General features: G+C 42.6%; 10 protein-coding genes. 2 read left to right on the top strand and 8 right to left on the bottom strand.

Going from position 1 to position 13,177, the window contains the following annotated elements:
* Positions 1-317: 317 nt before the first annotated feature.
* A complete protein-coding gene (locus tag ACIPK1_RS08815) occupies positions 318-695 on the top strand; it encodes a DUF7006 family protein (protein ID WP_005232663.1) in 378 nt (125 codons plus the stop codon).
* A 232-nt stretch (positions 696-927) separates the two neighbouring features.
* On the opposite strand, the gene ACIPK1_RS08810 is transcribed toward ACIPK1_RS08815, so the two are convergent.
* The 3 genes from ACIPK1_RS08810 to ACIPK1_RS08800 all read right to left on the bottom strand — a co-directional run bounded on the left by ACIPK1_RS08810 (position 928) and on the right by ACIPK1_RS08800 (position 5,129).
* Complete coding sequence (locus tag ACIPK1_RS08810) at positions 928-2,469, bottom strand: helix-turn-helix domain-containing protein (RefSeq protein ID WP_087664773.1); 1,542 nt, start codon at positions 2,467-2,469, stop codon at positions 928-930.
* A 241-nt stretch (positions 2,470-2,710) separates the two neighbouring features.
* Positions 2,711-3,115 carry a hypothetical protein gene (locus tag ACIPK1_RS08805; protein ID WP_016611554.1) on the bottom strand — a complete coding sequence of 135 codons (405 nt, stop codon included), beginning with the start codon at positions 3,113-3,115 and terminating at the stop codon, positions 2,711-2,713.
* Between the two features lie 496 nt (positions 3,116-3,611).
* The gene (locus tag ACIPK1_RS08800) at positions 3,612-5,129 is read right to left on the bottom strand and encodes a peptidoglycan DD-metalloendopeptidase family protein (RefSeq protein WP_016611555.1); all 1,518 of its coding nucleotides are present in this window, start codon (positions 5,127-5,129) and stop codon (positions 3,612-3,614) included.
* Between the two features lie 591 nt (positions 5,130-5,720).
* Between ACIPK1_RS08800 and ACIPK1_RS08795 the strand changes: the two genes are divergently transcribed.
* Positions 5,721-7,214 (top strand): helix-turn-helix domain-containing protein, encoded by a 1,494-nt coding sequence (locus ACIPK1_RS08795; RefSeq protein WP_016611557.1) that lies wholly within the window; start codon positions 5,721-5,723, stop codon positions 7,212-7,214.
* Positions 7,215-7,397: 183 nt separating this feature from the next.
* Here ACIPK1_RS08795 and ACIPK1_RS08790 read toward each other — a convergent pair whose 3' ends face one another.
* From ACIPK1_RS08790 to ACIPK1_RS08770, 5 genes are all read right to left on the bottom strand, one after another.
* On the bottom strand, positions 7,398-7,661 hold the full coding sequence (locus ACIPK1_RS08790; protein WP_005232670.1) for a hypothetical protein: 264 nt from the start codon (positions 7,659-7,661) through the stop codon (positions 7,398-7,400).
* A gap of 16 nt (positions 7,662-7,677) precedes the next feature.
* Positions 7,678-9,108 (bottom strand): catalase, encoded by a 1,431-nt coding sequence (locus ACIPK1_RS08785; protein ID WP_016611558.1) that lies wholly within the window; start codon positions 9,106-9,108, stop codon positions 7,678-7,680.
* A gap of 302 nt (positions 9,109-9,410) precedes the next feature.
* Complete coding sequence (gene budA, locus ACIPK1_RS08780) at positions 9,411-10,127, bottom strand: acetolactate decarboxylase (protein WP_005232672.1); 717 nt, start codon at positions 10,125-10,127, stop codon at positions 9,411-9,413.
* Positions 10,128-10,145: 18 nt separating this feature from the next.
* Positions 10,146-11,798: an acetolactate synthase AlsS gene (alsS, locus tag ACIPK1_RS08775; RefSeq protein WP_301387517.1), complete on the bottom strand. Its 1,653-nt coding sequence runs from the start codon at positions 11,796-11,798 to the stop codon at positions 10,146-10,148.
* Positions 11,799-12,051: 253 nt separating this feature from the next.
* Complete coding sequence (locus tag ACIPK1_RS08770; RefSeq protein ID WP_016611560.1) at positions 12,052-13,011, bottom strand: alpha/beta hydrolase; 960 nt, start codon at positions 13,009-13,011, stop codon at positions 12,052-12,054.
* Positions 13,012-13,177: the final 166 nt, after the last annotated feature.

Below are 13,177 nucleotides of genomic sequence, written 5' to 3'. Positions count from 1 at the left end.
GAAAAAACAACCTGCTGGAAAAGAAAGGAAACCCAGTCATTTCGTCCATTCCGAAAATATTCTTTTTATAACAACAATTATCAGAATAGTTGAACATTTTTGACGTTAATACCAGCGAAAACAAATCTTCGTATGGTTACGAAAAAACGCGTTTGAGCCAATTTGGAATATCCTGTACATTGAATGTAGCGAAAGTCCTTCCCCCAATCATTAAAAAAAACAAAAGGGCCTTCTCAGTAAGACATTGCTTAACAGTGACTCTTTTTGATAATGACACGTATTGTCACCTTTTCCTAACACTTATAAGGAGTATTGATATGAACTTAAAAACGATCCAATCAGCCGAAGAATATGTAAACTTTTTTGACGTAGAATTTATCCACTCTCCCTGTTCTTATACACACCCAAAAATCTTTAATTTTTATCTCTCTTTGCGCCAACGATTCTTGGCGATCTATGAACAAGACGAGGGTACTTTTTTCGAAAAAATGTCGTTGCTCTTAGATATCGACGCACAGCTGCAAATACTAAAAGAACTTTATGTTTTAAAAATTTCTTCTCTAAACGAGTATACGGAAGAAGAGATCATTCAGCTGACGGTCAAAGACAAAACCTGTTTCTATCGGGAATTGACCGGTCTTCAGCTAAACCAAAAGGCGCCTTGGAGTTTGATTTACTTAAGTGAAGCCCAATGATTTCGCCCACATTGATCGATTGAATTGAAAACCGCTGGTTCCAAAGGCTTGCATCCGTACCTGATGCACTCCCCACTTCCCCTCCCCACACTCCTGCACAGCTGCGGAGAGTCAAGCCATTAAAAAAGAAAGCATCTTTCCTTCTCACTGTCTAAGCAGTGAAGGAAAAGTGCTTTCTTTTCATGTAAAAGGCCCTTTCTAGCAACTCTTTAGGTCAAAACAGAATGGGAAACTAGAAGAGGTCTTTTAGGGCAAATTGGCGGGTGACGTTAGGATTGATCCGTTCAAGCAGCCGATTCCAGTCAGAAGAAGAAGGGATCGTTTTGAAGACGATACATTCAACGATATCTCGAAATTCGGTCGCATGCTCGGCATAGTTCGTCACTAGCAGATCAATGGTATTTTGTTCTAAATACTGAGCATTGACTTCCCCTGAGTCAGGATAAAAAACTTGATGGGATCGGCTAAAATAGCGGTTGGACCAGCCCTCAATGTACTGAACGATATTGTTATTTCCTTCGAAGATAAAGGCGATATTTTTTCGGGGAAACCAATGACGTTCTCGAACAGATTCAATAAAAATCACTAAGTTTGCACAAAAATCCGTCAGATACTCCACAGAATAAAGGGTGTGGTACTCGCAACTACTTTCTAAAAACTCTCGGTAAGCAGCAAACTCCTTAGAAAAAGTTTTCTTAATAAACGCATTCACATCATAAATATTACGATTGGCCGAAGTGGATAAGCACTCCTTCAATTTGGCAGAAGTAAAAAAGGATTCGATCAGAATCTGATCTTCTTTAGGCTTTTTCGACGATACATTCAACATCTGATAAAACTCGTTGGTCAACGTGCGAATCTCGGTCCAATGATTATAAGAAAGACAAAACTTTTGTTCGACGATCACATTTTGCAGTTTTTTCTTTGTGATAATACTAACAAACAAAAAGATAAGTTCATCGTTCGTCAATCGACATTGAAAGTACTTTTCAATAATGCCATTGATTCGCTGAAAGTGCATCAGCTGAATACTGTGTCGCAAGGCGTGGTACAATTCGTCGTTGATTTGCACAGTTTTGCCTTGCATAAATCGCTCAAGCGAAATATAGAGTAGATACGTATATTGTGAAAACGAAACGGTGTGATAACTATTTTTGTTAAACATCCTGCCGATTTCCGTTACTGCCTGTTGGACCGCAGCTGGCGGAAAGACAGTATGGGGTGTGCTATCCGTTTCATAGAAAAAGGTACAGAAGAAATTGCGGATATCTGCTTCTTGTCCAACGATATTCAGGGGATCTAGTGCTAGTTGGAGATCAAAACGTGCCAGTTGTTCATGAATGCGCTGCAAGTATTTTGATAAGGTACTCTTGGATAAAAACAAGCAGTCCGCCCACTCATCGATCGTCTTTAACTCTCCAATAAAAATATTTTCCAATAAAATAAAGAGCGGTTCATTCGCTAAAAGCGAGGCTTTTTTCTTTTCATACTGTGAATAATCAAATAGTTCAAACGAATAGCCTTGATTGGTGGAAGTGATCAGGATCAACCCACAGAAATAATCATTAATCTGACTGATGTCTTTGCCAATCGTCCTTGTGGTACTACTTGTTACTTCAGCCAAATGGCTGGCACTGCAAATTTCATTTTTTTCAAATTCACTTAGAATCTGCAGCCATCGGACGGTCGATTTGCTTGTGACAAAACTCAATTGAAAATTTTTCAAACATAAGCTCCTTACTAAGAATTTCTTTTTTGCGGCTAATTTACGCATGAAAGGCGCCTAAGCAGTCTCATTATATCGGTTTTCATCCTACATAAAAAATCGGTTTTTTCATAGACTGATGAAAAAAAGCGTTGTGTCCAGACTACTGTCTTATAACAATTATTTTATCGGCTATTAAAAATAGTGCAAGGATTTCGCTTTTACTTTCATCAGATTCTGCTTAAGGAATAAGAAAATTCTTTGTATTATTTGCTTCATTTTGGAAAAAAACTGCTATGTTGAAAATCACCTATGTTTTCTTTATTTGTCTAAATGTGTCTGTCATGATGTTTAAAAGCTGTTCATATTGCGTTTCTTGACTTACTTTTTTCATCTGCACATTAAAGTCCTGTTCAATAAATTGTTTGGGTATCAACTGATCCATTTCTATTTTTGAAAGCCTCTCGGTACATTCCGCTAACAGTTGGTAATCCTTTACGAGTGTTTGCGGCAGCTTGTATGTTTGTGTAAAAAAGGAATAGCTCGCATTCTTTTGAATCGTTAGTGCCACCTGCTTTTGAATCAAATAGTGTAATTTTTCTAATTGCTTATCTGTGACGGATCGTTCACCGTTTTGTTCAAATAATTGACAGTAATAGTCTAAAAATTCGCTATTGGCCATCACTGTCTCAAAATCCGTTTTATTTATTCTCATAAAATGTTCCCCTCTTTTTTTATTTTATGCATCACTGTGTAAAACATTCTTTTCGTTTAACAGAAAAAAAGAGCAGCTCATTTATCTCTTCTACTTTTTTATGGTTAATCATTTCTTGTTAGTTCTTTTCAACGATCAATACTGATTAGAAAAAAAGGAGTAGACTTATAATTGATGCACTTCCTGATTATTCGCTCCCCTACTTCGTTAGCAAGTTTTTATTCGTAGGGGTAACAACTGTAACGATTTTGCTTCTCCGCTCATCATCAATAGCATTCGAACCTACCATTTGTGCTGCTGGCTGACCGATCTGTTCACGCCAGTTTATGGGTTAGCAACTGTTACGGTTATGTGAAAATTATAAAGAATCTATGCACGATTTTTTTAAACATTTTTTCGGTTTTCATGAAAAAAAAATTAAAATCGTTGCTCCCAAAAAATTGCTGGAAAAAGACAAAAAAAGAAAGTATCCACGATACTCTCTTTTCGGCAATCCTTATTTTGTTAAAAAAGCGATTGGATCGACCAATTTCGCTTGGCTCAAACTAGGCGATGCACTGACTTCAAAGTGCAGGTGTGCGCCTGTGCTATTGCCCGTACTACCCATGAGCGCAATCGTTTCTCCTTGTTCCACTTGTTGACCAACCTTCACAAGGTTCTGTTGATTGTGAGCATAGAGTGTCGTCATCCCGTCCTCATGGAGAATCGCTACATAATTCCCCCAAGAAGGATGAACCTCTGAACGGATGACCGTTCCAGATTGACTCGCCATGATGGGTGTCCCAAACGCTGCGGCAAAGTCAACACCTCGATGAAAACTTCCCCAACGTGGACCAAAGGTAGAAGTGACAACGGCTTTTTCAACAGGAAAAAGATACGTCTCACTTGCGGTCACATCAGGTTTTTTCTGATCATAACGAGTCAACGCATAGGCTTCGATCAAAGCTGTCAGCTTTTGATCATACGTCGTATCTGTGGCATACCGACCAGTCAAATAACGGGCAGCCTCTTGATAAGAAGTCGCTTCTGATTTCCATACGCCTTTATAAAAATCAGACTGCTGCCCGACCCCTTCTTTCAACAAACGAGCATAGTCCATCAATGACTCTTTGTAGCCAGTATATTGGCGGAACGTTGCCGTGATTGTGTAGTGATTTCCCGAACCATCATCTTCTTGTGTCCGAAAGGCAACACCCTGTCCGTGATAGGTTCCTTTGATACCAAAGAGATTGAAATACGGCGCCTGACTCAGTCTGCTTTGCCCGCCACCTGATTCTAAAATAGCCTGTGCAATCATGACAGAAGCGTACAAATCATTTTTCAAGCCAATTTCCCGAGCATCTTCGCCGATTTCTTGGATAAAATCCCACACTTCTTTTACTGGTGTGACCGTCAAGCTCGTTTCGCTACCTTGCTGCGTTATAGGATCGGATTGACTTGGCCCGCTTGGTGCTTGGGTACTTGGTGGTATGATCGGAGACACAGCCGCCGGTGTTTCTTGACTTGCTCCCCTATTTTCTTCTGGTGTCGGTTGCGTTTCTACAGGTTTTGACGGTTGGGGCTTCTCTGGCTGCGTCTCAGGTTTGGGCGCTTCAGGCTGTGTTGGTTTTTCTGGTTTCGGTGCTGGGGTTGGTTCTTCTGGCTGAGAAGGCTCTGGCTTACTCGGTAGTTCTGGCTCTGGTTTCGGCTCTGGTTTCGGTTCTGGCGTCGGTTGGGGATCTGGGGTTGGTTCTTCGGTTTGCTCTGTTCCCTCCGGCGCTGTCTCAGATCCTTCTGGTACACTTTCTACAGGTGCCGATCCTTGCTCCGAATCGGACACTTGTCCTTCCCCTGCTGGAGCAGTTTCTTCAACCGTCCCTGCTGTGCTGCTACTGTCACTTTCTTGTGCAGCTGTTTCTGATGTTTGGGCAACGATCGTACCTTCCGATGCAACAACCGCAGCTGAAACTGGCACACCAGCTAAAAGTTGTCCGCAAACCAAAAGAAGCGCTACCCCTTTTTGCGAATGCTTCATAGGCGATTTCCTTTCTCTCCTTTTTTCACTTAACAACCTCTATCAAAAAAACATGTTGTCATCCAAATAGTAAATAAATATCAATTCTCTTTTATTATACTACGCTTCGTTTTTTCGACTCAAGCAAATGACTCCCGTGCTTGTCAAAGAGAACGAGTTGTTGGAAGAATGGGTCTACTGGTAAAGGATCACGTTTTGCATCCAATTCGTTATCGAGTCTGGGTTGCAGCTTTTTCTTTCTGTTGCCTAAGATCCTCTGGCGTCATCAGAAAAAAACACAGTTTTTCAAATGGGCAACTGCCAGTTCAAAAACTGTGTTTTTATCGTCTTTTCTTGCTTCATTAGCTTTTTATCTAGCGTTTGGAGCCTTTCTATTAGCGCTTCGTTTTCTCAAGTTTATGTATGATTTTTGGCAATTGGTTTCTCAGGTCCTTGCTATACTTACCGTGAACGATTGATATTCCCGGAAATGTTCTGCTGGTAGTCAGAGTCTTCAAGGCACTGTGGCAAGAACGCCTAACAGTTGAACGTTTCATTCTCTGTGTAAATGATTATGCTATAATTATTTAAACTTATTTTTCGGAGGCTGACATGAAAACATTTCAATTAAAATTCATGCGAAATCGTACGTTGATTCGCTGGCTGCAATTGTTGAATGAATTTGAGAAAAGTCCCTCCCGTACACTGGGAGAACTCGCTGAAGTGACCGAGAGCAGTACGCGTACGTTGATTACTGACATTGCTAGCTTGCGAGAGTATTTTAAAGGGGCTATGGCGATCCATACAGCAAAAATCGGGTATCTTTTTGAAGAAATCGATCATGATAGGTATCGAAAGCAAAAGCAAGAATTGATAAAAGATGAACCGATTTTCCAGATTTTAGAAAGTATTTTTTATGATGAGCAGCAAACCCTCTTTGATTGGAGCTTAACGCTTAATATTTCTGAACAAGCGCTGATCAGCTACTTCCGGAAAATACAGCCATTTTTATCCCCTTTCTGTTTAAAAATCAAAACGGATCCCGTCTCTTTGGCAGGTTCGGAGATCGATATACGAAAATTTTTCTGTCTTTTTTACTACGAGTCTGACATTAATGTCCACACGTTATTTCCCTCGATCCATGTACAAGATGCGGTGATGGAAATCACTGACCTTTTGGAAACGAAGGCCTTACAGAGCTCTTCGTTTTCTTATTTTGCTTATATCCTTTATATTAGCGTGGAGCGCAGCAAACGCGGTTTACTTGCTGCCCCCTCTCCAGAACTAAGCGAGTTAGTTAAAAAAAATGGTTTACTTTCAAATTATGAGGACCTTAAAAAGATTATCCAGCGTTATTTTACCTTTGAGTTTCCTCAAGAAGAAGCAATCTATCTTTTGACTTGCATCATTTGTCGTCGCAAACTCAACACCGATCTAGAAACAAGCAAAGTGTTTTGTCTTAACTATAACCACTGGCCCGCGATCAAACAAATCACTGCTGATTTCTATACCCAAAATCGCGGCAACAGCTTTGATGAACAAAAAGATTTGCTTTGGTTAGAGTCATTCTTCACTATTTTTAAGCTTCGTGAGTTGTTATCGCCAACGATGAACGTCAACATCGATGATTTGAATGCTTTCGTCAAAGAAAAATTTGCGGCTGAATATAAAAAAAATCGCCAGTTTTTGCTCTCACATCCTCTTGTGAAAACACTCTATTCTTTCGACCATTTGGATGATTTTTGTGCAAGTCTCACCTTCCACATGGAAGCCATCATTGAAGAGAATTGGGGCACACGGAGAACTATAGCTGTTATTTTTGAAGGTAACGAGTATGTTTGTGAGTACGCCGAAAGTATTATCCGAAAATATCTTGGCGTTTATCATGAAATGTACTACCCTGATTCAAACGAACTCTCCCACGAGTATTTAAAAGAAAAAAACATTAATTTTCTCATTACTAACTACTCCGAATACGCCACTGAATACTTACTGGATGTTGAAAGTGTCTTATTAAAATCAATACCCGACGCTGCCGATTGGAATTATCTTTTGAATCGAATCAATCCGAGAATTTTGCGGTTGGTCGTTCTTGATAATACGTAGTAATTCCAATCATTCACGCCGCTTCTCCAAAGAAAGAGAATTGATATTTCCTTGTCGCCTTTAAACGAACGCCTGACTAATCCTCCCATATAAAGCTGTTCTTTTTTAGTGGAAGCAGCTTTATATGGGACTTTTCCAATGAATCAAGTACGCTTTTTCCTTCTACGCCGCTACTATCAGCAATCATTGCTCTTTGGATTGATCTGCACTTAAAAATGTCCGTTTCGTAAAAGCCAGTGCGCCTACGAGGGTCATGAGTACGATGATTGGATGAGAAGATGCAGACAAGATCCCCAAAATCGCCGTCAACAGCGTGCCCGTATAACTCAAACCGACTGCCCATTGCTGAAGCCTTGAAAGCTCTCGCAGCTGCCCTTTAAAGGCCACCCCCAGCATCATTGCTCCGACAAAAGATAAAAGACCAAAAACTACATGTAAAAGTAACATTCTTTTTCCTCCTTTCTTAAATGTTCACATCGATCGCTTCAGCGATTCGTCTGCCGTATTCTGGGTCCGCACGGTAAAAATGCATGACCTGCCGTTCTTTGATCTGTTGATTTTGAACCTGTCCCAAACTTCCCGCAATCGTTTGAATTAAACGTGTTCGTTCTTCTTCTGAGAGCAAACGATAAAAATCACCTGCTTGGCTATAATAGTCTTCATCGTAATCAAAGGAACCGATCTCTCCTTCTAACGAATAGTGGATGCCCTTGGCATGCGGGTTTTCTTTGATGCCATCGAAACTGTTCGGTTCATAATTGATCCCTGAAGAATTCGTTTTGGTATTCATGAAACCGTCCTGTTGGTGATTATGGACAGGCGCTTTTGGCGTATTGATCGGCAACTGGCTGCTGTTGGGTCCAACTCGATAACGATGCGCATCACCGTAAGCAAACAGCCGACCTTGCAATAGTTTGTCCGGAGAAAAATCAATCCCTGGAACGATATTGCCCGGTGAAAAAGTGACTTGCTCGACTTCGTTGAAATAGTTCTCTGGATTGCGATTCAAAGTCATTCGTCCCACTTCAATCAGCGGATAGTCTTTTTGTGAGACTGTTTTGGTCACATCAAAAAGATTGACGGCAGCTGACCAACCTTCTTCAAAGGGAATGATTTGAACATAGAGTGTCCAAGAAGGATACTCCTTTGCCTCAATCGCTTTATATAGATCTTCAATATGATAATCAGGATTGCTTCCCGCAAGTTCTGCTGCGAGTGCCGCACTCATGTTCATAATGCCTTGATCCGTCCGAAAATGATATTTCACCCAAAAGCGTTCTCCCTCTGCGTTGAGCCAAGCGAATGTATGGCTCCCATACCCATGCATATGACGAAAGGTTGCCGGTAAGCCCCGATCCCCCATCAACAGGCTGACTTGATGGAGGGATTCCGGTGAATGGGACCAAAAATCCCATACCGCCTCTGGATTTTTCAAGTGCGTTCGCGGGTCTCTTTTTTGGGTATGGATAAAATCAGGAAACTTCAACGGATCACGAATAAAGAAAATCGGGGTATTATTGCCCACGAGATCATAATTCCCCGCTTCCGTGTAAAATTTAACCGCAAACCCCCGAGGATCGCGCAACGTATCCGCAGACCCTAGTTCTCCGGCAACCGTTGAAAAGCGAATAAACATCTCCGTTTCTTTCCCGATGGCTGAAAGAAACGCCGCTTTCGTGTACATCGTTACGTCGTTTGTTACTCGGAAGACCCCATGAGCCCCCGCACCTTTCGCATGAACGACCCGTTCGGGAATCCGCTCACGATTAAAATGTGCCAGTTTTTCTAGCAAATGGACATCTTGAATCAACACTGGGCCACGGCGCCCCGCTGTCAAAGAATTCTGGTTATCCGCTACACTGGCTCCTTGCGCAGTCGTCAACTTTTTTTTCATATCTTTCCTCTTTTCTCTATAAAATCAGTCAAGTGCAATTACTCTCAACAAAATACTTCTAATTAGTACAAAAATTATCATTATTCTTAAAATATATCAATTTATTTGCTCGTAAATAAGAATTAATTCAGATTTTTGACCATTCCCCAACTTTTCTATCGAAGTATCCAGGTTTTGCAGCAAGCCTCATGAATAAAAGGAAGCACAAAAAAGCAGTGAAGCGTTGGCTTCACTGCTGCTTTGCGTTCCATTCGATCCGAGACCACTCTACTGGCGATCAATTATTTTTTGCTGCCTGCTACTTATTCGGCAGCTTCAATATCCTTGGCGATTTTTGCGACATCGATCTCCCGCTGCAAGTAGTCTTGGTTGTCGATAGGAAAATGCTGACGAAATTCGGCTAGTTCCATCAATTCGACTTCGCCAGCTGCCACTTCAAAGTCTAAGACATGACCAGCAAATGTGCGATCATCACTAATAAAATGCAAATGGAAACCGGCGGCCGCAGCACCGTGGAACAGCAACGGGGTAAAGAACCCGACGATCGTGCCGCTGATATCTTCTGCTTGAAATTCCGGCTGATGCTGGATGATCTCAATGAATTTTGGGTACGGTTTTTCTTGCTTTGGGGCAACGCGGACGTGCATCTTGGTAAATACCCCATGAATCTTGACAGCGGAAAACAAATTCGGGCTGACTTCTGTCAGGACGTGGTTTTTCACTTCTTCATCGGTCATTTCTTGGCTGACCTGCAGGTGCTTCGCCGCAGAAAAATCAACGACTGCCGCATAGGGGGTTCCTTCATTTCCTTGGAGCACTTGTACCTTGCCCGACTCGTCTACATGGTAGATTTCACCATCTAAAATAATCACTTCACCATTGGAACCAGCCAAAGTACCAATCCCAAAATTGCCATATTCAAGCATTTTTCCGATTTGCTCCGTGCCATCCATTAAATCCTGCATCAACCCACCTAGGGTGCCATGCTGATATAAATAACTTTTGTTTTTCACTTTCATCTTGATGCTCCTTTGGTCTTAATAAAATTGATCAGGTAGGATCGTTTTGCCAAGATCGGCATTGTCTGAATAATCCACAGGGATATCAATGATCACTGGACCATCCGTTGCAAAGCCTTCTTCGATGGCTGCCATCAATTCTTGTTTGGTGGTTGCCCGTAAGCCTTTGGCACCAAACGCTTCGGCATATTTCACGAAATCAACTGGTCCAAAATCAACCCCAGAAGCACGATCATATTTCATTTCTTCTTGGAATTTCACCATATTGTAGGTACCGTCATTCCAAATCAAGTGAATGATGTTTTGTTTCAAACGGACGGCTGTTTCTAACTCTTGGGCAGAAAACAAGAAGCCACCATCGCCAGATACAGAGATCACTTGAGTATTTGGTCGCACGAGCGCTGCCGCGATCGCCCATGGCAAAGCTACCCCTAAAGTCTGCATGCCATTACTAAAGAGCAGATGCCGTGGCTCATAACTGCGGAAATGACGGGCCATCCAAATGTAGTGGCTGCCGACATCCACCGTCACCGTCATGTCATCGGTCACTTCTTGTTGCAAAGCATCAATGATTTCCAGGGGATGCAAGGTATTGTTGCTGCCTTCGACATCCGCTGGTTTTTCATTGAGTTTGGTTTGCAGCGTCGTTAAATAGTTTTTAGCGTCTTCGGTCAAGTGATACTGATCGATGGCTTTTGATAGTTGTTCAATAATTTTCGCGATACTGCCCATCAGTTCAACTTCTGGCTGCATAAATGGATCGATCTCCATCGGTACTTCATCGATGACGATCACGCGGGCATCTTTTTCCGCATTCCAGTTGCGAGCTTCGTATTCGATCGGGTCGTACCCCACAGCGATCACTAAGTCGCTGCGTTTCAACAGCATATCACCAGGCTGATTGCGGAACAAGCCGACGCGGCCAAAGAAATGCTCTTCTAATTCACGAGAAATGATCCCAGCGCCTTGGAAGGTCTCTACGACAGGCAACCCAGTTTTTGCAACTAAATGACGAATCGCTTGTGTTTCTTTCACGCCTGAAGCCCGCATTCCTAAGAGTAGGACAGGCAGCTTGGCTTCTTTGATCCGATCGACGAGTGCCTGGATATCTTCTGCATCGGCACTGCCTAATTTAGGCGAAGATAGTGGTTTGATCGCTGCCCCTTGAACGGTTCCGTCCGTCACATCTTGAGGAATGGATAAAAAGCTCGCCCCTTTTTTCGCTGTTTTTGCGATGCGAAAGGCGTTGGCAATACTTTCAGAAAGGGTTTCAGGATCTTGGACTTCACTGCTGAATTTCGTGATCGGCGCAAACAATGCCGCATTATTCATGCTTTGGTGGGTCAATTTTGAAAGGTCAGAACGCTTCACTTGGCCTGCTAGTGCCAGGACGGGATCACCTTCGGCAGTTGCCGTGACCAACCCAGTCGCTAAATTACTGGCTCCTGGTCCACTTGTCGCAATGACGACTCCTGGCTCTCCTGTCAGGCGACCGATTGCTTGTGCCATAAATGCCGCGTTTTGTTCATGTCGTGCCAAAATCAACTCTGGTCCCCGATCACTCAACACGTCAAATACGCCATCGATTTTTGCACCGGGAATCCCAAAGATATAAGGCACCCGATGATTTTCTAAACTTTCAACAATGATTTCTGATCCTTTTGCACTCACTGTATTACCTCTTTTCAAAAACTGTATTAATCACAATACATATAATAGCACTTTCTATTTATTTATCAACGAAAAACACTTATTAATATCTGTACCATAAAAACGTAGTTTTTTAGAGAGCGTTTGCATCTGCTTCAGACCGCAGGTGTATGTCTTTCCATTTTTCCGACAAAAAAAGGAGTGGATCGCTCCACCCCATAAATCCTTTACTGTATCAGAACACCTCTAAAAAGAAGCTTCTTTTGTCGGTTTTTTATTCTGCTGGGACATTTTTTTCCGTCAGCCAACCGACAGCCAGTGTCATGGCAGCTCGTGCAGCTTGGGTCTGATCCATCGCATTGACCATCACAAAATCATGGATGATTCCTTGCAGACGTGCTTGGGTAACTTCCACGCCAGCTGCTCGTAAATGCTGCGCATAGGCTTCCCCTTCATCCCGCAAGACATCTGCTTCCCCCGTAATGATCAACGCTGGTGGCAGATCGGCTAACTCCTCTTTGGTCGCTCGTAAAGGAGAAGCGGTAATTTGATTCCGCTGTGTTTCATCCGTCGTGTATTGATCCCAGAACCATTGCATCCCTTCTTTGGTCAGAAAATAGTTTTCGCCAAATGCTTCATACGAAGGCGTATCAAAGCGGGCATCTGTCACAGGATAGAACAATAATTGCTGTGCGATCGGAATGCCACCACGGGCTTTCGTTAACAAGGTCATAACAGTCGCCATGTTCCCACCTACGGAATCGCCAGCCACGGTCAAACGGGTAAGGTCTAAGCCTTTGACATCGACAAATCCCGGTAATTGCTGCAAGACCGCATAATTTTGTTCGATCGCCGTTGGGTATTTTGCTTCTGGCGAACGACTGTATTCAGGAAAAATGACGATCGAGTTGGTTCGTACCGCCAATTCACGGATCAATTTATCATGAGTTGCGGCACTGCCGAAGACCCAGCCCGCGCCATGGAGATAATAAATGACAGGGAGAATCGCATGATTTCCTTCAGGACGAACAAAACGAACATTGATGGTCCCCCATTCGCCTGTATCTACGGTCTGATCTTCTATCTCAACCGCCAATTTATTGACGGGTGACTCTTGGACTTGTTCCAATAGTGCGCGCCCTTCTTCTGGCGGTAATTCATAGATCCGTGGGTGCGGTGCATTTGCCTCACTAAATTCAACGGCTGCTTTTTCCAACGAAATTCTATCTGTCATACGATTCTCTCCTTTTGTTTGAAATCGTTCGTGTTGACCTTAAGGGTACCACCAAGTCATTCTGATGCAAAGAATCTTGCTTCCTTCTGCTTCCAGGCATTTTGTTCGACAAAAAAGGTGGTTTTTGCACTCTTAACTGCCTTGCCTTCATGACCGATAACTGTAA

The sequence above is a fragment of the Enterococcus sp. NPDC086594 genome (assembly GCF_044746145.1).
Classification (GTDB): domain Bacteria; phylum Bacillota; class Bacilli; order Lactobacillales; family Enterococcaceae; genus Enterococcus_D; species Enterococcus_D entomosocium.
The sequence above is the reverse complement of the archived record's forward strand: the minus strand, read 5'-3'. Positions and strand labels throughout refer to the sequence as shown.

Coding starts and splice junctions, on each gene's coding strand:
- ACIPK1_RS08815 (WP_005232663.1), top strand. CDS start 318: ATGAACTTAAAAACGATCCAATCAGCCGAAGAATATGTAAACTTTTTT.
- ACIPK1_RS08810 (WP_087664773.1), bottom strand. CDS start 2,469: ATGCGTAAATTAGCCGCAAAAAAGAAATTCTTAGTAAGGAGCTTATGT.
- ACIPK1_RS08805 (WP_016611554.1), bottom strand. CDS start 3,115: ATGAGAATAAATAAAACGGATTTTGAGACAGTGATGGCCAATAGCGAA.
- ACIPK1_RS08800 (WP_016611555.1), bottom strand. CDS start 5,129: ATGAAGCATTCGCAAAAAGGGGTAGCGCTTCTTTTGGTTTGCGGACAA.
- ACIPK1_RS08795 (WP_016611557.1), top strand. CDS start 5,721: ATGAAAACATTTCAATTAAAATTCATGCGAAATCGTACGTTGATTCGC.
- ACIPK1_RS08790 (WP_005232670.1), bottom strand. CDS start 7,661: ATGTTACTTTTACATGTAGTTTTTGGTCTTTTATCTTTTGTCGGAGCA.
- ACIPK1_RS08785 (WP_016611558.1), bottom strand. CDS start 9,108: ATGAAAAAAAAGTTGACGACTGCGCAAGGAGCCAGTGTAGCGGATAAC.
- budA (WP_005232672.1), bottom strand. CDS start 10,127: ATGAAAGTGAAAAACAAAAGTTATTTATATCAGCATGGCACCCTAGGT.
- ACIPK1_RS08770 (WP_016611560.1), bottom strand. CDS start 13,011: ATGACAGATAGAATTTCGTTGGAAAAAGCAGCCGTTGAATTTAGTGAG.